Below are 25,335 nucleotides of genomic sequence, written 5' to 3' on the forward strand. Positions count from 1 at the left end.
TCTAGTACAGCCCCAAAAAATTTACGCATTGGATTTCCCTCTTGAATATTGGGTATTTATTGTACATTAATTTTAAATAAACGCTCGAAATTTTGTGTGGTGATTTGGGCAAATTCTTCCATTGATACCCCCTTTAACGCCGCCACATATTCACACACTTCCCTTGTATAAGCCGGTTGATTTTCCTTGCCTCGATAAGGCACCGGTGCGAGATAAGGCGAATCCGTTTCCACCAATAAACGATCGACCGGGACATAACGAATGGCTTCACGAATAGCTTCCGCATTTTTAAAGGTAATGATGCCGGAACAAGAAATATAAAAGCCTAAATCTAGCGCTTTTTTAGCAAAATCTAAGGTTTCAGTAAAACAATGAATCACCCCGCCACATTTTTCTGCTTGATGCTCACGCAACATAGAAATCGTATCATCACCGGCGGAGCGGGTGTGGATAATCACCGGTTTATTGAGCTGATTTGCAATGTTGATTTGACTGGCAAAGATGGCTTGCTGTTCAGTTTTATTCTCAGCACTGTAATAGTAATCCAAACCAATTTCACCAATAGCGATGACTTTTTTGTCCTGCGCCAAGCGTAGCAAACGTTCGGCATCATAGGGTTCTTCTTCAAAATCCAAGGGATGCACACCACAAGCCAATGAAATGTTGTCAAACTCTTTTAATTCTTCATAGGCCTTTTCAAATCGGCTTAATGTTACCCCAATAGCGAGCAGATGTTTCACCTCCCGTGTGTAGGCTTTTTCCACCACATCTGCGATGTTTTTGTGTAAATTATCATAATCCAATGCATCTAAATGGCAGTGGGAATCAACAATAAACATAGCTTATTCTTTCCTTATTTTTCAAATACTTCTGTGATAAGTTTGGTTAAACCGTCTAACAGGATTAATTCCACATTCACACCATTAATTGAGTGTAAATCTGACCGCACTTTTTGCATGATTTGAATGGCTTGTAGCAATCCAAGTGCCGTTTGCTCATCACTAAATTGTTCAACGCCACGCACTAAATCGGTCACTTGACGATGAGCGCTGATGTGAAGTTTATGTTTTAGGCTATCGGCAAGAAACGCTAAAATCCAGTCGAGTTGACGAAGATAATGCACCTTGTCAAACAAAGGGAGCAGTTCCAAAGGGGAGCGGCGGCGATAAAAACGCCAAAATTGGCGAAGAAAATCTTTCCGTTGTTCAATTAACCCTTGTTGTAATATCTCTAAAGCAAACAATGGACGACCGAAACCCATTGAAAGTGCGGTAGCCATTTCCTGTTTTTCTTCCTCACATTGCGTTTGCAACCAAGCCTGTGACATTTCCGTTGGAGGGGATGACAAATGCCACACCTGACAACGGCTATAAATTGTCGCTAACAAACTTGCCGCGCTGTCCGCTTGCAATAAAAAATAGGTATTTGGACGAGGCTCTTCCAAGGTTTTAAGCAGTGCATTGGCCGCCGCTTCCGTTAAGCGTTCAGCACCTTTCACATAGACCACTTTATTACCATTTTGCTGGGCGTGCTGCGCTACAATTTCGTTGATTTCACGCACTTGATCTACGCCGATATCTTTGCCTTCTATAGGGCTTAATTCGTGGTAATCCGGGTGGCTATGAGCTTGCATTAAATGACAAGCATGGCACTGTCCACAGGGTGCGATATCTTGTGGGGTAAAGCACATAATACGGCGAGAAAGCATTTCAAAGAGGTGTTCTACACCTAATCCAGCATCCGATTTTATGAGCACCGCATGATGCCCCAAGCCTTCTGAAAAGGTTTGGGCTATTTGGGTATAAGTGGGGGTGAGCCAAGGATAAAGTGCGGTCATTTTTCGATATGTTTCCACCAATTTTTAACCGCACTTTCAATATCTGCCCGCACCTGTTCAATGGGTTGTTCTGCGTTAATAATGACCGCTTTTGGGTTGTCTTTGACTAATTCCAGATAACGGGCTCGGGTGCGGTAGAAAAAATCAAGATCCATTTGTTCAATACGATCTAACTCGCCCCGCCCACGGGCGCGGGCTAATCCTACTTTCGGATCAATATCTAAATAAAGGGTGAGATCCGGCTCAAAATTCCCTAAAACCATTTCTTTTAAGGTTTTCATAAAATGCGGATCGAGCTGACGCCCCCCACCTTGATAAGCCTGTGATGACATATCATGGCGGTCGCCCACTACCCATTTTCCTTGGCTAAGTGCCGGTTTAATCACATTTTCTACCAATTGGACACGGGCGGCATAAAGCATTAGTAATTCCGCTTTATCGGTTACCGGTTCTTCCTTTTCGTGTTTAATGAGCTGGCGTAGTTTTTCCGCCAAAGGCGTTCCCCCCGGCTCTCGGGTAAACACGACATCATCGATTCCCAATTCATTTAATATCTTCACCACCGATTGATGAGCGGTGCTTTTTCCTGCCCCTTCTAACCCTTCAATAACAATAAATTTTCCCATCATATTATTTCCCATTCTTTTGGCTACGATACCAACGCAGATAGTCTTGCACCGCTTTATTATGTTCGTTTAAGTTGCGTGTAAATTTATGCCCGCCACTTCCGTCTGCCACAAAGTAGTAAAAATCGGTTTTTTCAGGATGCGCCACCGCCTGCAAAGCACTTTCACTCACCATGGCAATAGGGGTTGGAGGCAATCCGTCAATGATATAGGTGTTATAGGGGGTGGGGGTTTCCAAATCTTTTTTACGGATATTTCCCTGATAATTTTCGCCCATACCGTAAATGACCGTAGGATCGGTTTGTAATTTCATTTTTGCATTGAGGCGATTAATAAATACTGAAGCCACCTTAGCCCTTTCTGCCGCAATGCCTGTTTCTTTTTCGACAATGGAAGCCAATACTAACATCTCGTGAGGGTTTGCTAATGGAAGGTTCTCATCACGTTCATTCCATGCTTTATCTAAGGCTTTTTTCAACCGTTCGGCAGCCCGTTGAAGCAAGGCTAAATCGGTTGAATTAGGCGCATAATTATAGGTATCCGGATATAGCCAACCATCAAGATTTTTATATTCTCCAATGCTTTTTAGGATACTGGGAATATCAAGTAACTTGAAAATTTCTTGATCGCTTTTGTCTTTTAAAGTTTGGATTAAGTGCGGTGCATTTTCGAGGTTTTTTCGCCACTCTTTGAAGGTTTTTCCCTCAATAAATTGCACATTAAATTGAACCTCTTTTCCCGAATTAAGCAATGTTAAGAGATCGTCTACGGTGTGAATTCCATTTAACGAATAGACCCCTGCTTTAATTTTGTTCAGCTCCGGCTTTAATTTTAATAAATAGGGGAGAAACTGTGCATTTTCGATCAATTTTTCTTGCTCAAAAAGTGTGACCAATTTCTTACCGGTTGTACCACGTTCAACAAACAGAAGCTGATCAGGCTGTGCATTGATGCTTTCTTGTTGAAAAGCCTTGAGTTTTTGATAACCCCAAAAGCCCCCCCCCATAGCAATCAGCAGAAAAATAAATAGGCTAATTAAACATTTTTTCATCATGGTACTCAACAAAATAAAAACAACGAAAGGGGCAAAGTGCCCCTCTCATACGAAATATGAATTTATTGATTAAAATACTGAATATCCGCTGTCTTACGCAATGCTTTTACCCAATCTTTGGTCGCATCTTGTAACTGGCTATTCACAATCTTTTCATAGGCTTTTTGGCGATAGGCATCTTCTGTGCGATCCCCATCACGGGTTCCTGTTACCTCTAAAATATGCCAACCAAACTCTGATTTAAATGGCGCAGAAATTACGCCCGGTTTAGTGGATTGTACTGCTTTAGCGAAAGGTTCCACATAGGCTTCCAGGAAAGCATAACCCAAACTTCCACCATTTGCGCCGGATAAATAATCCTTAGAATATTTTAATGCCGCATCTGCAAAAGTGGTTTTACCGGAAAGAATATCGGCACGGATTTGATTAAGCTCCGCTTTTGCTTGTGCATCATTTAACAAGGGATTAAGTTTTAACAGGATATGGCGAACCTCATATTCTTTACCGGTCACTTTTTTCTCTGTGCCATTCGCTTTGGCTTCATTCAGCATTTTTTTCCCAAGGGCATCTACTTCTTCACGTGTAACTTGAATGCTGTTGCTAATTGCATGATTACGCACTCCCGACATTATCATTTGGTTCGCAATTTGCTGGCGAAATGCATTAAGGGAAATACCTTGATAATCCAACGCATCTAAAAACTGACCGTAGGTCAAACCATTTCTTGCGGCAATATCTTCTACGATCATATCAATCTCACTAGGGTTAATTTTCACACCGGATTCTTTAATCGCTTTTTGTACTAAAATATCATCAATCACTTTATCTAAAGCCGCCTGATAATTCCCATTTTTCCCCATGGACAAACGCACTTGGCTTTCTAATATAGGCACACCATCCACTGTTGCAACAACCCGCTCAGCTGCGTGAATAAAAGAAAATGTGAATACACCCAACAGAGTAATAAAAAGCGATTTTAGTCCTAATTTTTTCATCTTTTATCATTCTTCAAATAAGTCAATAACGTTCGTTAGAGTATCAATTTTAAACAAGGTTCACAATAGCTTAGGATTATTTTGATAATAATGCGACTTCGTAACACCCATCATATTTTTGAGTGCGAACCTGTACTTTTTCCTCTCGACTAGTCGGCACATTTTTACCCACATAGTCCGCCCGAATAGGAAGTTCCCGATGTCCACGATCAACAAAAATGACCAATTCAATTTTTGCTGCACGACCAAAATCAGCCAATGCATCCATCGCTGCACGAATCGTTCTCCCGGTAAATAAAACATCATCAATTAAAATCACTTCTTTATCTTTAATATTGAGATATTGTGATGCGCCACGATACACCGGCATTGAATTTTCTGAATCAATATGCTGTAAATCATCACGATAAAAAGTAATATCCAACTCCATTGAAGGAACGTCTACATCAATCAAATCCATAATTTTTCGTTTGATTAATGTCGCAATTTCCGCACCACGGCGTTTAATACCAACAATCACTACTTGGTCTAAGCTTGCGTGTTTTTCAATAATTTCATGGGAAATACGAGAAATAGTGCGATGAAACTGATTTTCATCAATAATGATCTTTTCCATAATTCATCCAAATAAACGCTGAAACAGCCTGTAAAATACCACAAAAAACAAGGAAATTTAATTGCTTTTGATGAATGACAACCCACAAACAAAAAGTGCGGTTAAATTTAACCGCACTTTTTATTATCTTTTTGATTTCACAAGTTTTTCTGTTAATTCGTAGGCTCGAAGTTTTGCTAATTCTTTGGAAAGTTTTGCCACCAGTAGCTCATGATCAACATCAGCAACCTGTGCCACAATATTCTCCTCAGCTTTGCGTTTTGCTTCACGAATACGATCCGCATCTAACTCACTACCACGAATTGCTACATCAGCAAGCACAGTCACAACCTTTGGCTGAACCTCTAAAAAGCCACCCGATACATAGATGACTTCTTCTTTATCATCTTCAAGAGTAAATTTCACAATTCCCGGTTTAATTGCCGTTAGTAATGGAGTGTGGTTAGGCAAAATACCAAGTTCTCCCTCTACTCCTGTTGCTTGAATTTGCTTAACTGCACCTTCAAAGATTTTTTGCTCTGCGCTCACTATTGTTAGGTTAAATGTCGCCATTTTTGTTCTCCTTCAAATAACTTGAAGTGATTACATATTTTTGGCTTTTTCGAGCACTTCTTCGATTGAACCCACCATATAGAACGCTTGTTCTGGGATATGGTCGTATTCACCCTCTAAGATACCTTTGAAACCACGAATAGTGTCTTTTAATGACACATATTTACCCGGTGAACCTGTAAAGACTTCTGCCACGAAGAACGGTTGTGATAAGAAACGTTCAATTTTACGGGCACGCGCCACTACGAGTTTATCTTCTTCCGATAATTCATCCATACCAAGAATGGCAATGATATCTTTCAATTCTTTATAGCGCTGTAAGATACCTTGTACACCACGCGCCACATCATAATGTTCTTGACCAACAACAAGTGGATCTAATTGACGTGATGTGGAATCTAACGGATCAACCGCCGGATAAATACCTAAAGAGGCAATTTGGCGGCTTAATACTACTGTTGAGTCTAAGTGTGTGAAAGTTGTTGCCGGAGAAGGGTCCGTTAAATCATCGGCAGGAACATAAACAGCTTGCACGGAAGTGATAGAACCCGTCTTAGTTGAAGTAATACGTTCTTGCAATACACCCATTTCTTCTGCAAGGGTCGGCTGGTAACCTACTGCTGACGGCATACGACCTAAAAGTGCTGATACTTCCGTACCTGCAAGAGTATAACGGTAAATATTATCCACGAAGAATAAGACATCACGACCTTCATCACGGAATTTTTCCGCCATGGTTAAACCGGTTAATGCGACACGCAGACGGTTACCCGGTGGCTCGTTCATTTGACCGTAAACCAACGATACTTTATCTAATACGTTAGATTCTGTCATTTCGTGGTAGAAATCGTTACCTTCACGAGTACGCTCACCCACACCGGCGAATACAGAATAACCGGAGTGTTCAATCGCAATATTACGGATTAATTCCATCATATTAACGGTTTTACCTACACCCGCACCACCGAAAAGACCAACTTTTCCCCCTTTTGCAAAAGGACAAATTAAGTCGATAACTTTAATACCGGTTTCAAGCAATTCCGTACTGTTTGATTGTTCTTCATAACTTGGTGCTGCACGGTGAATAGACCAATTTTCTTCTGCGCCGATTTCGCCACGTTCATCAATAGGTTCACCCAACACATTCATAATACGACCGAGGGTTTTCGTTCCCACCGGTACCTGAATTGGGTTTCCGGTATTTTCTACTTTTAAACCACGTTTCAAGCCGTCAGATGTACCCAATGCGATACAGCGAACCACACCGCCACCTAATTGTTGTTGAACTTCAAGGGTTAAACCGGATTCAACTTTTAATGCATCGTAAACTTTTGGTACTGCATCTTGTGGGAATTCAACGTCAATCACCGCACCGATGATTTGTACAATTTTTCCTGCTGACATTACCTTTCCTCTTTCCTTAAATCGCAGCCGCACCGGCAACGATTTCATTTAATTCATTTGTAATACTTGCTTGACGGGCTTTGTTATAAACTAATTGCAAGTCATTGATTAAATTTCCTGCGTTATCAGTTGCCGCTTTCATTGCTACCATTCGGGCAGCCTGCTCGGAAGCAAGGTTATCCACCACAGATTGATATACTTGTGATTCCAAATAACGCGTGAGCAAACTGTCTAATAAAACCTTTGGCTCAGGCTCGTAAAGATAATCCCAAGTATTTTGCTTTTGTTCTAAATTATCGGTTTCTAATGCCGGTAATGGAATCAATTGTTGGTAAACGGGTAATTGTGCCATGGTATTGATGAACTTATTGTAAGCGATATAAACCGCATCAACTTCACCATTTTTATACACATCAAACATACCGTTTGCTACACCAATTAGATCTTCCATTGCCGGATTATCACCCAAACCGGAAAGCTGTCCACGCACAGATAACCCCAATGAACGGAAGAAGTTAATTCCTTTTGAGCCGATTAATCCTAACTCTACGGTAACCCCTTTATCCTTCCATTTTTTGATTTCTGTCATGACGGTTTTAAATAAATTAATATTTAAACCACCACACATTCCACGGTCTGTCGAAACAACTAAAATCCCAACTTTTTTTACTTCTCGTTGAACTAAAAACGGGTGTTTATAACCGATATTGGCTTTAGAGACGTGGCTGATAACATTTCGTATTGTTTCAGAATACGGACGAGAAGCCGCCATACGATCTTGCGTTTTACGCATTTTCGAGGTGGCTACCATTTCCATTGCCTTAGTAATTTTCTGTGTACTCTGTACACTGGCAATTTTGGTTTTTATCTCTTTTGCACCTGCCATCTTCTTTCTCCGTTATCTTACCAAGCACTATTGGCTTTAAAATTATCCAAAATCGTTTTCAATGTGTCTTTTATCTCATCATTGTAATTACCGGTTTTGGTTAATTCTGCCATAAAGTCGCCATGGTTACGGTGAGCATAGTCTAAAAGTGCGGTCTCAAAACTTGCAATTTTTTGCAATTCTACGTCTTCTAAATAGCCAAACTCAACAGCGAAAAGCAACACAGATTGCTCTGCAACACTCAGCGGTGCATATTGTTTTTGTTTCAATAATTCAGTCACTTTTTCACCGTGAGAAAGCTGTTTACGGGTCGCATCATCAAGATCAGAGGCAAATTGCGCAAACGCTGCTAATTCACGGTATTGTGCTAATGCGGTACGAATCCCACCGGCGAGTTTTTTCACTACTTTAGTTTGTGCCGCACCCCCTACACGAGAGACCGAAATACCCGGGTTTACCGCAGGACGAATACCTGAGTTAAACAAGTTAGATTCTAAGAAAATCTGACCATCGGTAATGGAAATCACGTTGGTTGGTACGAAAGCAGAAACGTCACCTGCTTGGGTTTCGATAATAGGAAGGGCAGTTAAAGAACCGGTTTTTCCTTTTACTTCACCATTAGTGAATTTTTCTACATATTCTTCGTTAACCCGTGCTGCACGTTCAAGTAAACGTGAGTGTAAATAGAAAACATCGCCAGGATAAGCTTCACGACCTGGTGGACGGCGTAATAATAATGAAATTTGACGGTAAGCTACCGCTTGTTTTGATAAATCATCATAAACAATTAACGCATCTTCACCACGATCACGGAAATATTCACCCATTGCACAACCGGCATAAGGGGCAAGATATTGTAATGCGGCAGATTCAGAGGCTGATGCAGCAACCACAATGGTATTTGCCAAAGCACCATGTTCTTCTAATTTACGCACGACGTTTGCAATAGTTGATGCTTTTTGACCAATTGCAACATAGATACATTTAATCCCTGAATCACGTTGGTTAATGATTGCATCGATTGCTAATGCGGTTTTACCAGTTTGGCGGTCTCCGATGATCAATTCACGCTGACCTCGACCAATCGGCACCATAGAGTCCACCGCTTTATAACCGGTTTGTACCGGTTGATCCACCGATTTACGTTCAATAACACCCGGTGCGATCACTTCAACCGGTGAAAATCCATCATTTTCGATTTCACCTTTACCATCAATCGGTTGACCAAGGGTATTGACCACACGACCTAATAAACCACGACCCACCGGTACTTCCAAAATACGTCCGGTACATTGAACTTCCATGCCTTCTGCTAAATCAGCATAAGGCCCCATGACTACCGCACCTACCGAGTCACGCTCAAGGTTAAGTGCCATAGCATAGCGATTTCCCGGTAACGCAATCATTTCCCCTTGCATTACATCGCTCAAACCGTGAATACGAATAATACCGTCACTTACGGAAACAATTGTCCCAGTGTTGCGGGCTTCACTCACCACATCAAACTGCGCAATTCGTTTTTTAATCAATTCACTAATTTCAGTTGAATTTAGTTGCATCTTTTATTCCTCTTATCATTGCAACTCATTTGCAAGACGGTCGAGCTGTCCACGGCTACTTCCATCAATTACAAAATCTTCTGTACGGATAATAACACCGGCAATGAGTGAATCATCCACGTTGCAATTTACTTTCACTTTGCGAGCTAATCTTTTTTCCATTGCCGCAGCAATTTTTTCAATTTGAGTTGCATTCAATGGTTGTGCAGAAGTGACTTGTACCTCTGCAATGGCTTGATGTTCTTCCACATAACGGGTAAATTCGGAAAATACCGCAGGAATAGCACTCAAACGCTTATTTTCAGCCATTAACCGAATAAGATTTTGCCCATATTGATCGAGCTGTTCACCACAAATTGAAATAACCGTATCCGCAACTTTTTGAGAAGAAAGCGAACTCACAAGAAAGGCTTCCATTTGTTCGTTTTCCACAAGTGCGGTCAAAAATTTCAACATTTCTGTCCATTTTTCTACCGCACTTTTATCATTTACGGATTGCTCCACGGCAAAATCAAATGCTGCTTTTGCATAAGGGCGAGCTATCGTAGTTAATTCTGACATAAGCTAAAGCCTCTTATAGTTCTGCAACTAATTTATCAATAATGTCATTGTTTGCCGCTTCATCAATCGTGCGACCCACAATTTTCTCGGCACCGGCAATTGCTAATGAAGCCACTTTAAGACGTAATTCCTCTTGAACACGTTTACGTTCAGCTTCGACTTCTGCATAACCTTGTTCAATAATTTTCGCTTTAAGCTCTTCTGCTTCAGTTTTGACTTCGTCAAGCACTTCATTACGTCGCTTGTTTGCAGCATCGATAATTTCTTGAGCTTGAATTCTCGCTTTTGAAATTTCTTCTTCTGCAAGTAATTTAGTATCTGCTTGCTCTTTTTTGGCAGCTTCTGCAGATGCTAAGGCATTGGCAATTTGGCTTTGACGTGTTTCAATTGCTTTAATAATTGGTGGCCACACAAATTTCATACAGAACCATACGAACAGTGCGAATGAAACGAGTTGACCAATTAATGTTGCATTTAAATTCACAACGTCCTCCTTAAAATGCTTGTTTTACGTTGATAAGCAAATAAGGGATTATTGTAATAAACCGATAAATGGATTCGCAAAGATGAATAGTAAGGAAATACCAACTGCAATCATCGCAATCGCATCTAAAAGGCCGGCTACGATAAACATTTTCGTTTGTAGGCTTGATGCAAGTTCAGGCTGACGTGCTGAAGATTCTAAGAATTTGCCCCCTAAGATAGCAAAGCCAATTGCCGTACCTAACGCAGCAAATGCAAGAAGAATCGATGCGCCGATGATTGTCGCTGTAATTACAGTTTCCATAATGTTCTCCAATAGAAGTTGAGTTTTAGCCCTAGAGCTGGTTAATAAAAAAATGATTAATGATCGGCTTTATTGTAAGCAATACTTAAATAAACAACCGTTAACATCATAAAAATAAATGCTTGTAAGGTAATCACCAAAATATGGAAAATTGCCCAAGCAAGATGTAAAGGAACACCCAACGCAGCGATAGCCATATTGACCGAATACATCACAGCGATAAGGATAAAGATTAATTCACCCGCATACATATTACCAAATAGACGGAATGCAAGCGAAATCGGCTTAGCCAGTAAAGTCACCGTTTCCAAAATGAAGTTAACAGGAATGAATGCCCAATGATTAAATGGATGAAGGGTATATTCTTTGACTAATCCTTTGAAACCTTTGGATTTTACTGTATAGAAAAGAATTAAGAAGAAAACACAAACAGACATACCCAATGTTGCACTGATATCGGCAGTCGGTACGGCACGAAGATAATGAATACCAAATAAACCTGCCAATTGAGGTAAGAAATCTACGGGAATTAAGTCAATGGCGTTCATGATAAATACCCAGCAAAAAATAGTTAATGCAAGAGGGGCAACCACATCACGCGGACCATGGAAATTTTCTTTTACAATACCATTAATCCATTCCACCACAATTTCCACCATACATTGTATTTTTCCGGGTACTCCCGTTGTGGCTTTTTTTGCAACACGCGAGAAAACAAAGAGAAAAATGATTGCCGCTAAAATTGAGAAGAACAAGGTATCTAGATGGATATGCCAAAATCCCTCTCCTGTTTTAAGGAAAGCGAGATGGTGACTAATATATTCCGATGTAGTTTGTCCAGACATAACGAACCCTTAGAATGTAGTAAAAATCAAACTCGGCGAAGCAAAAATGGAATTAAATTATTCAACATTAACGCTATAAAAAAGCCACTAAAGAAAATGACGAAGTTTGTTACCAAAAGCCATTTAAAAGATATGATAATGAGCACAATGGTTAATACAAACTTGATGGTTTCCCCTCTGTAAAAAGCGCTTAATTTTGTCGATAGTTGTTGTTTTCGGTAAAAAACCATATAGACGAAAGCACTGAAAGGAAGTAATGCCGAAAGAAAGCCAAATAAAAAATCAATCCCATTTCTCATTTGCCAAAAAGCAAAAAAACAAGCGAGTAGTAACATGATGACTAATTCAATTTGAATAGCTTTTCTATACTGAATTTTCGCTTGTTGGATAATTCTCGACATTATTTTCAATAACCTTAAACCCTGGCAATTATACTCTTGAAAAAATCAGATTCAACTCAAAAACTACCAAAAAAACGTTAACTAAATCACAGTTTTGGAAAAATTTTACAAATATGTAACGATTTACTGCAAAATGATTAAATGTCGTTCCCCCACTAATTCCGGCACTTGTAATGGTATGATTTGTTTTATTGTATATTTATCATCCAACTGTTGAATTTCTTCCGAGTGATAAATACCTTTTAACGCATAAAAATACCCACTTTCTTTAGGAAGATGATGGCACCAATCCGTCATATCTTTCAGTGAAGCAAAAGCTCGACTTAATACCCCATCGAATTTTTCATCAGGTTGATATTCTTCCACTCGGCTTAGTATCGGGGTGACATTATTAAGACCTAATTCACGCATAGCATTACGAACAAAACTTATACGTTTACCGAGGCTATCGAGTAATACAAAGTGTTTATTTGGGTTGGCTATCGCTAAAGGTAAACCGGGTAAACCGGGGCCTGTCCCCACATCAATAAAATATTCCCCTTGTAAATAAGGACTTACAACAAGACTATCTAAAATATGCTTTACCAACATTTCTTGCGGATCGCGTACCGAAGTTAAATTATAGGCTTTATTCCATTTGTTTAATAAATTGACAAGATCGAGCAACTGTTGTTTTTGTTGATCATTTAATTGGATATTTGCCTGTGTCAGTAATCGGTCTAATTTTGCTTTCATTGATCGTCTATACTTTGTAAAAATGCCGTTCATTCTACTTGAAAGTGCGGTCATTATTCTATGGATTTTTCGATTTTTGCTGCAAAATCCTGCCTAAATTGGTTTCCAGCCAATCCACTAACTCAAACATTTTATTTGATGCCTGTATGCCAAATGGCGTTAATGTGTAATCCACATGAGGTGGGACGGTATTATAAGATTTTCTTATTAACATACCATCCGCTTCCAGTTCTTGTAATGTTTTAGTCAGCATACGCTCGCTTACCCCATCGATCATACGACGTAATTCACTAAAACGTTTCGTGCCTGAATGTAAACTGATTAATACTAATACACCCCAACGGCTAGTTAAATGTTGCAAAATTTGACGAGAAGGGCATGCTGAAGCCAAAACATTTCCACGTTCAGAAAAATTTTCCATTTTTATTTCCTTTAAAATCATTGAGTTACTATTTTTTAATTAAATTTTTAAATACTTACTTTTATGTAAGTACTTCTCAAAAGTAAGAATTGAAATTATTATAGTCGCCATCAATTAATAAGGTCAACTATTTCAACATAGAGAGGAAAATGAAATGACAAACAAAACAATCGCTATCACAGGTGCAACAGGTCAATTCGGTGCCATCGCATTAGATTTATTAAAAGCAAAAAATGCCAATGTTATCGCTTTGGTACGAAACCCCGCAAAAATTTCAGATGTGGAAGCCAGAAAATTTGATTATTCAAAAACAGAAGGACAAGTTGAGTCATTAAGTGGCGTAGAAACTTTAATTTTGGTTTCAAGTAGTGAGGTAGGACAACGTTCGCAACAGCACTACAATGTGATTGAAGCAGCTAAAAAAGCAGGGGTAAAACATATAATTTATACCAGCTTGCTTGGTGCAACAAATGACAATACCGTAAAATCCCTTGCCGGTGAACATGTTGAAACTGAAGCTGCATTAAAAGCTTCAGGTATGGCTTACACTATTTTACGCAATGGCTGGTACACCGAAAACTACACGGGATCAATTCCGGCAACATTAGCGAATAATGCTTTCTATGGTTCAGCAAAAAATGGCAAAATTTCATCCGCACTTCGTGCTGAATTAGCGGAAGCCGCTGTGAATGTAGCATTAGGTGAAGGTCACGAAAATAAAACTTACGAATTAGCCGGTTCAACCAGCTGGACATTATCAGATCTTGCAGCTGAAATCAGCAAACAAACCGGCAAAGACATTCCTTATGTGGACATTTCCGCTGAAGATTATGCCGCAGCACTGGTGCAAGCAGGTTTGGATTCAGGCTTTGCCGGATTAATTGCTCAATGGGATGTGGATGCCTCAAAGGGTGCATTATTCTCAGAAGATAAAACCCTTGAGAAATTACTCGGTCGCCCAACAGCAGGTTTAGATGTGGCAGTGAAACAAGCTTTGTCTGTGGCTGTTAATGGATAATTTCATCTAGCCCCTCCACTTGTCACATTGACTATAAACTCACTTTTTATCCTCATATTTAAAAAAATGTGCTTATCAAAATTGTATAAAATCCCGATATTGTCGGGATTTTTTTTATGTATTTATGATATTCGTTTTCTTTTTCATACCTAGATTTGGTCTATTAAGATTGACATTTTATACAACATTATTAATAATAATTATCATTTTTAATAATTTATTAAATTTATCTTAACCTACAGGAGCAATGAAATGAGAAACTTTAAATTACTTCCTATCACCACTGCAATAATGGGGGCGTTATATGTAGGAAATGCTTCAGCAGAAAAGAGTGATATGGCAACACTTGATACCGTTGTTGTGACAAGCAATCAAGGTTTAAAAGTACAAAGCAATGTTGTAACAACCAAATTGAAAGATGAAAGTACTGAAACTGATTTGCGAGGATTGTTCAAATATGAACCGTCCATCAGTTTAGGTGCAGGTAATGGGACTTCTCAGTACCTTTATATTCGTGGTATGGGGCAAAATTCTATTGATGTCAAAATTGATAATGCTTATTCAGACAGTCAAATTCATTATCATCAAGGACGTCATATGCTTGATCCTGCATTGGTGAAAATTGTTTCGGTACAAAAAGGTGCCGGGAGTGCTTCTGCCGGTATCGGGCAAACAAACGGGGCTATCATTGCAAAAACCTTAGATGCGTTAGATTTGTTAAAAGACAGTAATAAAAATATTGGTGCGAAAATTGGCGGAGGTGTAAGCTCTAACCACGCTCACAACTATAACGCCACGGTATTTGGTAAAGGTGAAATTTTCGATGCCCTCATTGCCGGTAATCGTGTAAAAGAGAGCGATTATAAAGGTGGTAAACATTACCAAAGTGGTATAAATCCAGGTTCAAATCGTGTTCCTCATTCTGCACTTGATAAAATAAGTTATTTAGTAAAATTAGGCGCAACCCTTGGTGAACAGCGTTTTGTATTAAGTCATTTAAATGAACAACACGAAGGTGAACGTACAGTACGTGAAGAATTTCCTATTGATGAGTCAAATCCTCGTCTAAATACCTCAAGACAAGCACCTGCTAACCGTAAAATGTCTGTGACCAACACTAACTTAGAGTGGATCGGTAAAAACCTAGGATTTGCCCAAGAAGCAACAGCGAATGTTTATCGTTTGGTTCACAGTCGTTGGTCTGCTAATGATAAGGGTAATGGTTATGCTGGTGGAGATAGAAATAATGGTTCAACTAAAACAAAAGTCGTCACCCATGGTGCAAATCTTAACTTCGATTCCTCTCTCCACAAAAATATCTTACTCAAATACGGTATCAACTATCGTCATCAAGAAGTAAAACCTCACGCTAAATTTAATCCTCAAATCGTGAATCAAGAAAAAACAGATACCGGTCTTTATCTTGAAGCCATTACCACGCTTATTGATAAAATCATCTTAACAACAGGTTTGCGTTATGATCATTTTAACTTTAAAGCAATGGACGGTAAAAAACGTAATGATGGTGCGTTCAATCCAAGTGTAGGAATTATTTATGAACCCATTGAATACTTAAGTTTGAGTGCGAGTCATAACTATGCCACCCGCAGTCCGCGTATGCACGATGCAGTTATGTCTCATGGTGCCCGTGGAATAATCACTATTGGTGATAAAACTAAAGCGGAACAGGCGCGTAATACCGAAATTGGCTTCAATTACAACGATGGTATGTTTAGTTTTGACGGAAGTTACTTCTGGCAAGATATCAAAGATGCGCTAGGCACAACGAATGGGCGTGATAATCACGGAAATGATGCACAAGAGATTGTTAATGCCGGTAAAATTAAAAATAGGGGTTATGAACTAAACATTGGATATCATAACAATGGCTTTACCGCTCGTGTTGGTGTGGCACATAGTAAACCACGTTTCTATTCTCAAACAAGATGGGGAACAAATCGTCAAGGACAACCTGAAGAAATCAGCCTACTAAGCGGTAATCCGGAATATGCCTCTGCAATTGGTAGAACTTGGACTGCTTCTTTGAGCTATCGCTTTGAACAACCCAACTTAGAAATAGGTGTACATCACCGTATTGTAGAAAAAGTTAAGGCATCCGATAATTACTTTATTACAGGTGGAACCCTCAAAACCGGCTCTGAAGAAGGGAAAGATGGTTATAACGTAACCGATATCACATTAAACTGGAAACCATTCAATAACGATCAAATGAATATCAATATTGCGATTGATAATGTGGCAAATAAGCTCTATAAACCTCATGGTCAGCGTGGTCAGTTCCCTGGTCGTGGTCGTGAATATCGTTTAGGTGTCAATTATACATTCTAGTTTAATATTGAATAGCTCATCCCGCTCACTATAAATAAAAATGCCTTTACTTAACAAAAAGTTAAAGGCATTTTTTATGGCTAAAATGAATGTGAGTTTAATTAAATTTCAAGATTGTAATAAAAAACGCCATCAAATTTGACCGCTCTTTATTATCTAATCTATTCCCCACGTTTCAACATCCCTTGCTTTTTCAAATTAACCAAAATGATTGAAATGGCGGCAGGCGTGATGCCGGAAATACGGCTTGCTTGTCCGATAGAGGCAGGACGGTGTTGCTCTAATTTAGTACGGACTTCATTGGATAATCCCGATACTTTAGTGTAGTCAAATTGATCCGGAATCACCGTATTTTCATGACGTTTTTGTCTTTCGATTTCTTCTTCTTGATGCTCAATATAGCCTTGATATTTAATGGCGATTTCCACTTGTTCGACCGCCTCTTTATCTTCCATTGCAGGCTGATAAGGGGTAAGCGAAGTTAAAATCTCATAATTCATTTCCGGACGACGTAATAAATCTTCACCATTGGCTTCACGCACCAATGGGCTACCCAGCACTTTATTGGCTTCTTCTAAATATTCCGAACGAGGGTGCAACCAAATATTACGTAAACGCTGACGTTCACGTTCAATATTTTCCATTTTCTGATTAAAACGAGCCCAACGAGCCTCATCAATTAAACCAAACTCATAGGCAATCGGGGTTAAACGAATATCCGCGTTATCTTCACGCAATAACAGACGATATTCTGCACGGGAGGTAAACACCCGGTAAGGTTCTTTTGTTCCTAATGTACAGAGATCATCGACCAATACGCCCATATAGGCTTGATTGCGACGTGGATACCATAAATCTTTTTCTTGGACATAACGTCCAGCGTTAATCCCTGCAAGCAACCCTTGTCCAGCGGCTTCTTCATAACCTGTCGTGCCGTTAATTTGACCGGCAAAGAATAATCCTGAAATAGCTTTGGTTTCTAATGTTGGTTTGAGATCACGCGGATCAAAATAATCATATTCAATGGCATAGCCCGGTTTGATAATTCGAGCATTTTCTAGACCTTTCATTGAATTAACGATCTTCACTTGCACATCAAAGGGAAGACTGGTTGAGATCCCATTTGGATAAACTTCATTACTGGTTAATCCTTCCGGCTCTAAATAAATTTGGTGAGAATTACGATCGGCAAAACGCATAACTTTATCTTCAATAGAAGGGCAATAACGAGGTCCGATCCCTTCGATCACACCGGTATACATCGGACTACGATCCAAATTATTACGGATCACCTCATGGGTTCGATCATTCGTATGGGTAATATAACAAGGAATTTGTTGTGGATGATCCAATCGTGATCCCATAAATGAAAATACCGGTAAGACAGCATCACCATGCTGTTTTGCTAAAATATCAAAGTTAATGGTACGGGCATCAATGCGTGGTGGTGTGCCTGTTTTAAGGCGATCCACCCGTAAATTGAGATCACGCAAACGTTCTGCTAATGTGGTTGACGCAGGATCGCCTGCACGTCCCCCTTCATAATTTTCCAGTCCAATATGGATCTTGCCAGCCAAAAAAGTACCGGCTGTTAGAATCACCGATTTTGCACGAAATGTTAATCCCATCTTAGTGGTAACACCGGTTACTCTATCCTGTTCAATTAAGATATCCGTAGCTTCTTGCTGGAAAATATCAAGATTAGGTTGATTTTCAAGAGCAATTCGTACCGCCTGACGATATAACACGCGATCCGCTTGCGCACGAGTCGCTCTTACAGCAGGACCTTTACTACTATTTAAAGTGCGAAATTGAATTCCCGCTTTATCCGCAGCATGAGCCATTAAACCGCCCATGGCATCCACTTCTTTAACCAAATGTCCTTTACCGATCCCACCAATAGCAGGATTACAAGACATTTGCCCTAATGTATCTACATTGTGAGTTAATAAAAGGGTTTTTAATCCCATACGGGCAGGGGCTAAGGCTGCTTCTGTTCCGGCATGGCCACCACCAATGACGATCACATCATAAGTTTCAGTATAAAACATCGTTTTCTCTAATTTTATTTGGATCTAAAAATGTGCGGTATTTTACAGAAATTCGATTTTGCTTGAAAGTGAGAATTCGATCCGAAATGAAATGGATAAAAAGATCGAAAAGTTCTGAGATAATAAATATAAGATCTCTATTTTATAGTTAAAGATCTTATTATTGTTACTATTAGGATCCTTTTACATTGTGGATAAGATCCTTTTCTTTTTATAAATTAATAAGTTAGATCTTATCAAAAAGTGTTGATCTATGAGCAAAATCATCATCTTTTGTTGTGGATAAGGGCTTTAGTTATCCACAGATTATAAAAAAATAAAGATTATTCAGTGAAAAAATACAGTTTTTTGACAAGTTTTTTTAGAGTTATCCACAGAAAATAAAAAACGATGACCATTAAAATCATCGTTTTATTGAGAAAATTATGCAATGGATTGAATAAATAGAGGGAGCCATTCTTCACTACAGCTTTCAGGATCATCAATATTGAGCACATCAATTTTTAAACTTTCACAAAGTTTGACCGCACTTTTTTGTTCTAGAATATTTTCGATATGATTCGTGGCATAGCAAAAGGTATCGTAGTCCGAATTACCTAAACCAACAATGGCAAAACGCAAATGTGAAAGATCCTGAGCAGATTGTGCTATTTGATCAATGAGAGGACGTAAATTATCGGGAATTTCACCCGAACCATGGGTGGAAGTGACGATCAACCATAGTGGTTTATCAATCACATCATCATAGCTGGCATTGTGGAAAAGTGCGGTTGAAAATCCTTGTGTTTTAAGCACTTCTTCCAAATGTTCAGCGACATATTCGGCTGTGCCCAAGGTGCTACCGGAAAGGATACAAATATTCATAAAATAACCCAAAGAAAAAGGCTTAGAAAATCTAAGCCTTTAAAATGATTAAACATTATCAAATTTGCCAAGTAATGAACGGATGTGCTCTTGCCAATTGCGGTGTTCATTTTTTAATTGCTCATTTTCATTTTGCAATGCCTCAACGGTTTGTTGAGATTGGCTGTTTTGTTCTTTTAGTTCTTCTACTTCAAGTTGAAGTAATTGAATGGTTTCTACCGCTTGTTTAATTTTGTCTTCAAGCTGGTTTAAAATTTCTAATGACATAGTGATTTCCTTTTAAAATAACGTCCGAAACGGCTTTATTGTACCTACTTCACTTTTCTTTTTAAAGCCTTCAATAAAAATTTATTATGCAAGCGTTTGCATAGTGTTAAAATAATATGGTTTTTGCTTGGAATAAATGGAGATAAAGAATGAATCGTGCATTGGCTATTGAATTTTCTCGTGTAACGGAAGCTGCGGCACTGGCTGCCTATACTTGGCTTGGACGTGGCAACAAAAATGCGGCAGATGAGGCAGCGGTGAAAGCTATGCGTTATATGCTAAATCTTATTCATATGGATGGGGAAATTGTTATTGGAGAGGGGGAAATTGATGAAGCACCGATGCTTTATATCGGTGAAAAAGTCGGTTCGGGTAATGGTGAACTTGTCTCCATTGCAGTTGATCCTATTGATGGAACCCGTATGACGGCAATGGGGCAATCTAATGCGATTTCTGTATTGGCTGCGGGCGGAAAACGAACGTTTTTAAAAGCACCGGATATGTATATGGAAAAAATCGTGGTGGGGCCGGAAGTGAAAGGTATGATTGATTTAGCGTTGCCCCTTGAACAAAATCTTCGCCGCACCGCTTCCCGTTTAGGAAAATCTTTATCAGATTTAACGGTGATGGTATTGGCAAAACCTCGTCATGAGGCAGTAATTAAACAAATGCACGATTTAGGTATTCGTGTGATGGCGATTCCCGATGGCGATGTTGCCGCTTCTGTTCTATGTTGTTTACCTGATGCCGAAGTGGATATGATTTATGGCATTGGTGGCGCACCTGAAGGGGTAGCAGCAGCGGCAGCTGTTCGAGCATTAGGCGGCGATATGCAAGCTCGTTTAATTCCACGCAATGAAGTGAAAGGGGAGAGCGAAGAAAATCGAAAAATCGCAGAGGAAGAAATTCGCCGTTGTGAAGAACTCGGTGTAAAAGTGAATGAAGTATTGAAATTAGAAGAGTTAGTGCGTGATGATAATCTTGTTTTTGCTGCTACCGGTATTACCCATGGTGAATTGTTAAAAGGGATTTCCCGTAAAGGTAACCTAGCCAGCACGGAAACCATTTTGATCCGAGGTAAATCACGCACTATTCGTAAAATTCAGTCCGTTCATTATTTAGATCGTAAAGATTCGGAAATCTATAAAATTTTAAATATTTAATTTCAGTAAAAGTGCGGTCGAAATTTTCGATGAATTTTGATCGCACATCCCTTTTCTCTCTTAGCGCCAAATTCGCCAATCCGTCTATTTTTTGCTATAATCCCGCCTAATTTTTCATTTACAAAATAGAGATTAATTATGTCAGAAACGACCACGACCGATAACTATGGTGCATCCAGCATTAAAGTATTAAAAGGGCTTGATGCCGTTCGTAAACGCCCGGGGATGTATATTGGTGATACCGATGATGGCACCGGTTTGCATCATATGGTGTTTGAAGTGGTGGATAACGCCATTGATGAAGCCTTAGCAGGCTATTGCTCTGATATTATTGTGACAATTCATGATGATAATTCTGTTTCCGTACAAGATGACGGACGGGGTATCCCTGTGGATATTCACCCTGAAGAAGGGGTTTCTGCCGCAGAAGTGATTATGACCGTGTTGCACGCCGGCGGTAAATTTGACGATAACTCTTATAAAGTATCCGGTGGTTTGCACGGTGTGGGGGTTTCTGTTGTTAATGCTTTATCGGATAAATTACAGCTTACTATCCGCCGTCAAGGTCATGTTCATGAACAGTTTTATCATTTAGGTGAGCCACAAGCACCATTGACGATTATTGGCAATACCGAAACAAGCGGTACAACAGTCCGTTTTTGGCCTAGTCCGGATATTTTTGCGATCACCACCTTTGATTACAAAATTCTGGCAAAACGCTTGCGTGAACTTTCATTTTTAAATTCAGGGGTTTCCATTCGTTTAGTGGATAAACGTGATGGCACAGAAGATCATTTCCACTATGAAGGCGGAATTCAGGCTTTCGTAGAATATTTAAATAAAAATAAAAACCCAATTCACCCAAAACCTTTCTATTTCACCGCAGAAAAAGACGGCATTGGGGTGGAAGTGGCGTTGCAATGGAATGATGGGGTAAATGAAAACGTCTATTGTTTTACTAATAATATTCCACAACGTGATGGCGGCACGCATTTAGCCGGTTTCCGTGGTGCATTGACCCGTAGCCTAAATAGCTATATGGAAAATGAAGGTTTATTGAAAAAGGAAAAAGTGTCCACTTCCGGTGATGATGCACGGGAAGGTTTGGTGGCCATTATTTCTGTGAAAGTGCCTGATCCGAAATTTTCTTCACAAACCAAAGATAAATTAGTCTCTTCCGAAGTGAAAAGTGCGGTGGAATCGGCAATGAATGAGAAAATGCAGGAATATTTATTGGAAAATCCTGCTGATGCGAAAATCATTGTAAACCAAATTATTATGGCAGCACGTGCCCGTGAAGCGGCGCGTAAAGCCCGTGAAATGACACGCCGTAAAGGGGCATTGGATATTGCAGGGCTTCCGGGAAAACTGGCAGATTGTCAAGAAAAAGACCCTGCACTTTCAGAGCTTTACCTAGTGGAGGGGGATTCTGCAGGCGGTTCTGCAAAAGTTGGTCGTGATCGCAAAACACAAGCCATTTTGCCGCTAAAAGGGAAAATTCTAAACGTTGAAAAAGCCCGTTTCGATAAAATGCTTTCTTCTCAAGAAGTGGGTACATTGATTACTGCATTGGGTTGTGGTATCGGGCGTGATGAATATAATCCGGATAAATTACGTTATCACCACATCATCATTATGACCGATGCAGATGTGGATGGATCACATATTCGTACCCTTTTACTCACCTTTTTCTATCGTCAAATGCCGGAGCTTATCGAGCGGGGTTATGTGTATATTGCCCAACCACCGCTTTATAAAGTGAAAAAAGGCAAACAAGAGCGTTATATTAAAGATGCGGAGGAAATGGAGCAATATGAATCAACCCTTGCGCTTGATGGTGCTGCTTTGCATATCAGTGAAAATGCACCGGCAATGAATGCCCTTGCATTTGAAAAATTGGTGGCAGAATACAATAGTGTACAAAAATTGATTGGGCGTTTAAGCCGCCATTATCCAACACCGTTATTGCAAGGGTTAATTTATCAAGCACCGCTTTCTGTTGAAATGATGCGTGAAGAAAGTGCGGTTGAAAATTGGGCTAAATCCTTTGTTCAATTGCTTGAGGAAAAAGAAACAGAAGCCCATCAATATGCACTGCGTACTCAATTTAATGCTGAACGTCAGGTTTATGAGGCAATCATTACTGTTCGTAAACACGGTATCGACAACGATTACTTTATTAACTTTGATTTTGTCAGTGGTAATGAATATGCAAAAATCGTTTCACTCAATACGAAATTAAACGGATTATTAGAAGAGGGAGCTTATGTTGCCCGTGGTGAAAAAGTCCAACCGGTACGCACCTTTGAACAAGCCGTAGAATGGTTAGTCAAAGAATCACGCAAAGGTTTGGAAGTACAACGTTATAAAGGATTGGGTGAAATGAATGCGGATCAACTTTGGGAAACCACTATGGATCCAAATGCCCGCCGTATGTTGAAAGTGTCTATTAAAGATGCCGTTGCAGCAGACCAACTTTTCACCACATTAATGGGTGATGAAGTAGAGCCACGCCGTGAGTTTATTGAACTAAATGCGCTAAGAGCGAATTTGGATATTTAATCTAGAAAAATAGAGTAAAAAGAGACCGCACTTTTCAAAGTGCGGTCTATAATTTCATTATTTTTCTTTTGGTAATCGAAGAAGAGCAAAAAAGAAACCGCCCCAGATCACGCCGAGGGCAACGATCATCATAACAATTGCGCTAGAACTCATTTTATTCTCCTTTTGTTTCCACGGTTAATTGGGTTTCGCTTTTCCATTTCAAGCGAGAAAGGATAAACGCAACCACGAGTAAGCTAACTGCCATACCCCAGCCAAAAATATTCACGAACCAACTTGGATAGCCTTCATAACCTTCAGAGAAGACTTTGGCGCCTTCACTAAATAACATAAAGGCGAGGATACCAGTGGTAAGCACAATGCATAAACGCCAGAAAAATCCTACTTTGAAAGAAGAGGTTTCGTTTAAGTGATCGCCCAATAAGCCGAGTTTTTCATTGGCAACAATGGCAACGAGAGAAACAAATGCCACAGCAACGATACCGAAATAGTTGACGAATTTATCGAAAACATCCAACATTGGTAAGCCGGTTGTGGTACCGAATAAAATAACGGAAACAAACATCATTGGTACACCTACGATAAAGGTGACTTTCGCACGGCGAATACGAAGTTTGTCTTGAATAGCAGAGATAATCACTTCAATCACGGAGATAAATGAGGTGAGAGCGGCAAAAGTGAGTGAACCGAAGAACAGTACGCCAAGCACTTCACCAAAAGGGGCTTTGTTGATAATAGTTGGGAAAGCAAAGAAGGCTAGACCAATCCCGCCTTTTGCCACTTCGCTGACCTCTTGCCCTTGTGCCATTGCAATGAAACCTAATGCGGCAAACACCCCAATACCGGCGAGCACTTCAAAACTACTGTTGGCAAATCCTACAACTAAACCGCTACCGGTCAGATCGGATTCTTTTTTCAGGTAGGAGGCGTAGGTCACCATAATCCCGAAACAGATAGAAAGTGAGAAGAAAATCTGACCATAGGCGGCAATCCACACACTTGGGTTGGAAAGTTTTGACCAATCCGGTGTAAAGAGTGCATTTAGCCCTTTTTCGGCACCTGGTAAAAAGAGGGAGTAAATCACGAGAGTGACAAACATTACTACAAGAACCGGCATAAGAATGGATGAGGATTTTGCAATCCCTTTTTGAATACCCATAGAAAGTACGCCTAAGGCAATCACCCATACGGTAATTAATGGACCGGTGACCATACCAACAAATTCAAAACTCACCCCGTTGCTAATATCGCCCATTTTTAAAAATTCACCGATGAAAAAATCAATGGGTTTATCGCCCCAGGCTCCGTTGATAGAAAAATAGGTATAGCTTGCTGCCCAACCTAATACCACGGCGTAATATAAGCCGATAATGACGTTAACCATCACTTGCCACCAGCCAAAGACTTCAAAATGTGGGCTGAAACGGCGATAGGATAAAGGCGCACCACCACGGTGACGATGTCCGATAGCATAGTCTAAGAATAGAAGAGGGATCCCCGCAGTTAATAGTGCGATAAGGTAGGGAATAATAAATGCACCACCGCCATTTTCGTAGGTGGTATAAGGAAAACGCCAAATATTGCCTAAACCAACGGCTGAGCCAATTGCGGCGAGAATAAACGCTCTGCGACCGGAGAATGTCTCGCGTTTTGGAGCAGATTGAGTCATAAATTGTTCCTGTTAAAAATGAAAAAGAGTTCAACTATAATGAAATCTCCAACCTAGTCAATAAAATTGATAAAAGAGCGGTCATTTTTTACGGAATTTTTCGGTATTATGCA

General features: G+C 39.8%; 26 protein-coding genes. 4 read left to right on the forward strand and 22 right to left on the reverse strand.

All coding sequences use genetic code 11. The features are described from left to right. Positions 1 to 56: 56 nt before the first annotated feature. The 17 genes from BKK50_RS05655 to BKK50_RS05735 all read right to left on the reverse strand — a co-directional run bounded on the left by BKK50_RS05655 (position 57) and on the right by BKK50_RS05735 (position 13,279). On the reverse strand, positions 57 to 839 hold the full coding sequence (locus BKK50_RS05655) for a YchF/TatD family DNA exonuclease (protein ID WP_077416167.1): 783 nt from the start codon (positions 837 to 839) through the stop codon (positions 57 to 59). Between the two features lie 14 nt (positions 840 to 853). Then, on the reverse strand, positions 854 to 1,837 hold the full coding sequence (locus tag BKK50_RS05660; protein WP_077416169.1) for a DNA polymerase III subunit delta': 984 nt from the start codon (positions 1,835 to 1,837) through the stop codon (positions 854 to 856). Then, a complete protein-coding gene (gene tmk, locus BKK50_RS05665; protein WP_077416171.1) occupies positions 1,834 to 2,466 on the reverse strand; it encodes a dTMP kinase in 633 nt (210 codons plus the stop codon). Before tmk ends, BKK50_RS05660 begins: the two co-directional genes overlap by 4 nt. Before the next feature lies 1 nt (position 2,467). After that, positions 2,468 to 3,514: an endolytic transglycosylase MltG gene (gene mltG / locus BKK50_RS05670; RefSeq protein WP_077416173.1), complete on the reverse strand. Its 1,047-nt coding sequence runs from the start codon at positions 3,512 to 3,514 to the stop codon at positions 2,468 to 2,470. Between the two features lie 65 nt (positions 3,515 to 3,579). Then, positions 3,580 to 4,512, reverse strand: coding sequence for a peptidylprolyl isomerase (locus BKK50_RS05675; protein WP_077416175.1), 933 nt, complete (start codon positions 4,510 to 4,512; stop codon positions 3,580 to 3,582). Positions 4,513 to 4,588: 76 nt separating this feature from the next. Beyond that, positions 4,589 to 5,128 (reverse strand): bifunctional pyr operon transcriptional regulator/uracil phosphoribosyltransferase PyrR, encoded by a 540-nt coding sequence (gene pyrR, locus BKK50_RS05680; RefSeq protein WP_077416177.1) that lies wholly within the window; start codon positions 5,126 to 5,128, stop codon positions 4,589 to 4,591. A gap of 123 nt (positions 5,129 to 5,251) precedes the next feature. Next, positions 5,252 to 5,680 carry a F0F1 ATP synthase subunit epsilon gene (locus BKK50_RS05685; RefSeq protein ID WP_077416179.1) on the reverse strand — a complete coding sequence of 143 codons (429 nt, stop codon included), beginning with the start codon at positions 5,678 to 5,680 and terminating at the stop codon, positions 5,252 to 5,254. 30 nt (positions 5,681 to 5,710) lie between these two features. Next, positions 5,711 to 7,084 carry a F0F1 ATP synthase subunit beta gene (gene atpD, locus BKK50_RS05690; protein WP_077416181.1) on the reverse strand — a complete coding sequence of 458 codons (1,374 nt, stop codon included), beginning with the start codon at positions 7,082 to 7,084 and terminating at the stop codon, positions 5,711 to 5,713. A gap of 16 nt (positions 7,085 to 7,100) precedes the next feature. Next, on the reverse strand, positions 7,101 to 7,970 hold the full coding sequence (atpG, locus tag BKK50_RS05695; RefSeq protein WP_077416183.1) for a F0F1 ATP synthase subunit gamma: 870 nt from the start codon (positions 7,968 to 7,970) through the stop codon (positions 7,101 to 7,103). A gap of 17 nt (positions 7,971 to 7,987) precedes the next feature. Then, positions 7,988 to 9,529, reverse strand: coding sequence for a F0F1 ATP synthase subunit alpha (atpA, locus tag BKK50_RS05700; RefSeq protein ID WP_077416185.1), 1,542 nt, complete (start codon positions 9,527 to 9,529; stop codon positions 7,988 to 7,990). Between the two features lie 15 nt (positions 9,530 to 9,544). Then, positions 9,545 to 10,090: a F0F1 ATP synthase subunit delta gene (atpH, locus tag BKK50_RS05705; RefSeq protein ID WP_077416186.1), complete on the reverse strand. Its 546-nt coding sequence runs from the start codon at positions 10,088 to 10,090 to the stop codon at positions 9,545 to 9,547. A 13-nt stretch (positions 10,091 to 10,103) separates the two neighbouring features. Further along, the gene (gene atpF, locus BKK50_RS05710; protein WP_077416188.1) at positions 10,104 to 10,574 is read right to left on the reverse strand and encodes a F0F1 ATP synthase subunit B; all 471 of its coding nucleotides are present in this window, start codon (positions 10,572 to 10,574) and stop codon (positions 10,104 to 10,106) included. Between the two features lie 48 nt (positions 10,575 to 10,622). Beyond that, positions 10,623 to 10,877 carry a F0F1 ATP synthase subunit C gene (gene atpE / locus BKK50_RS05715; RefSeq protein WP_005539567.1) on the reverse strand — a complete coding sequence of 85 codons (255 nt, stop codon included), beginning with the start codon at positions 10,875 to 10,877 and terminating at the stop codon, positions 10,623 to 10,625. Positions 10,878 to 10,933: 56 nt separating this feature from the next. Then, entirely contained in the window at positions 10,934 to 11,722 is a 789-nt protein-coding gene (gene atpB / locus BKK50_RS05720) for a F0F1 ATP synthase subunit A (RefSeq protein WP_077416190.1), read from the reverse strand. 26 nt (positions 11,723 to 11,748) lie between these two features. Continuing rightward, on the reverse strand, positions 11,749 to 12,123 hold the full coding sequence (locus BKK50_RS05725; protein WP_077416192.1) for an ATP synthase subunit I: 375 nt from the start codon (positions 12,121 to 12,123) through the stop codon (positions 11,749 to 11,751). Positions 12,124 to 12,246: 123 nt separating this feature from the next. Further along, entirely contained in the window at positions 12,247 to 12,858 is a 612-nt protein-coding gene (rsmG, locus tag BKK50_RS05730) for a 16S rRNA (guanine(527)-N(7))-methyltransferase RsmG (RefSeq protein ID WP_077416194.1), read from the reverse strand. 58 nt (positions 12,859 to 12,916) lie between these two features. After that, positions 12,917 to 13,279: a winged helix-turn-helix transcriptional regulator gene (locus tag BKK50_RS05735; protein WP_077416196.1), complete on the reverse strand. Its 363-nt coding sequence runs from the start codon at positions 13,277 to 13,279 to the stop codon at positions 12,917 to 12,919. A 154-nt stretch (positions 13,280 to 13,433) separates the two neighbouring features. On the opposite strand from BKK50_RS05735, the gene BKK50_RS05740 reads away from it, so the two are divergent. Both BKK50_RS05740 and BKK50_RS05745 read left to right on the forward strand, forming a co-directional pair. After that, positions 13,434 to 14,297, forward strand: coding sequence for an SDR family oxidoreductase (locus tag BKK50_RS05740; protein WP_077416198.1), 864 nt, complete (start codon positions 13,434 to 13,436; stop codon positions 14,295 to 14,297). A gap of 252 nt (positions 14,298 to 14,549) precedes the next feature. Beyond that, positions 14,550 to 16,646 (forward strand): TonB-dependent receptor domain-containing protein, encoded by a 2,097-nt coding sequence (locus tag BKK50_RS05745; protein ID WP_077416200.1) that lies wholly within the window; start codon positions 14,550 to 14,552, stop codon positions 16,644 to 16,646. 161 nt (positions 16,647 to 16,807) lie between these two features. Here the strand turns inward: BKK50_RS05745 and mnmG are convergent, their stop codons facing one another. From mnmG to zapB, 3 genes are all read right to left on the reverse strand, one after another. After that, entirely contained in the window at positions 16,808 to 18,697 is a 1,890-nt protein-coding gene (gene mnmG, locus BKK50_RS05750) for a tRNA uridine-5-carboxymethylaminomethyl(34) synthesis enzyme MnmG (RefSeq protein ID WP_077416202.1), read from the reverse strand. A gap of 423 nt (positions 18,698 to 19,120) precedes the next feature. Beyond that, positions 19,121 to 19,561 carry an FMN-binding protein MioC gene (gene mioC, locus BKK50_RS05755; protein ID WP_077416204.1) on the reverse strand — a complete coding sequence of 147 codons (441 nt, stop codon included), beginning with the start codon at positions 19,559 to 19,561 and terminating at the stop codon, positions 19,121 to 19,123. A 48-nt stretch (positions 19,562 to 19,609) separates the two neighbouring features. After that, the gene (gene zapB / locus BKK50_RS05760; protein ID WP_077416206.1) at positions 19,610 to 19,828 is read right to left on the reverse strand and encodes a cell division protein ZapB; all 219 of its coding nucleotides are present in this window, start codon (positions 19,826 to 19,828) and stop codon (positions 19,610 to 19,612) included. Between the two features lie 149 nt (positions 19,829 to 19,977). On the opposite strand from zapB, the gene glpX reads away from it, so the two are divergent. Together glpX and gyrB are read left to right on the forward strand one after the other, a co-directional pair. Further along, positions 19,978 to 20,991 carry a class II fructose-bisphosphatase gene (gene glpX / locus BKK50_RS05765; RefSeq protein ID WP_077416208.1) on the forward strand — a complete coding sequence of 338 codons (1,014 nt, stop codon included), beginning with the start codon at positions 19,978 to 19,980 and terminating at the stop codon, positions 20,989 to 20,991. A gap of 138 nt (positions 20,992 to 21,129) precedes the next feature. Next, the gene (gene gyrB, locus BKK50_RS05770) at positions 21,130 to 23,553 is read left to right on the forward strand and encodes a DNA topoisomerase (ATP-hydrolyzing) subunit B (protein WP_077416210.1); all 2,424 of its coding nucleotides are present in this window, start codon (positions 21,130 to 21,132) and stop codon (positions 23,551 to 23,553) included. 57 nt (positions 23,554 to 23,610) lie between these two features. On the opposite strand, the gene BKK50_RS05775 is transcribed toward gyrB, so the two are convergent. Then, entirely contained in the window at positions 23,611 to 23,706 is a 96-nt protein-coding gene (locus BKK50_RS05775) for a methionine/alanine import family NSS transporter small subunit (protein WP_077416211.1), read from the reverse strand. A gap of 1 nt (position 23,707) precedes the next feature. Beyond that, on the reverse strand, positions 23,708 to 25,222 hold the full coding sequence (locus tag BKK50_RS05780) for a sodium-dependent transporter (RefSeq protein WP_077416213.1): 1,515 nt from the start codon (positions 25,220 to 25,222) through the stop codon (positions 23,708 to 23,710). Positions 25,223 to 25,335 lie beyond the last annotated feature (113 nt).

The organism is Rodentibacter rarus (assembly GCF_001998965.1).
In the GTDB taxonomy this organism is placed as follows: domain Bacteria; phylum Pseudomonadota; class Gammaproteobacteria; order Enterobacterales; family Pasteurellaceae; genus Rodentibacter; species Rodentibacter rarus.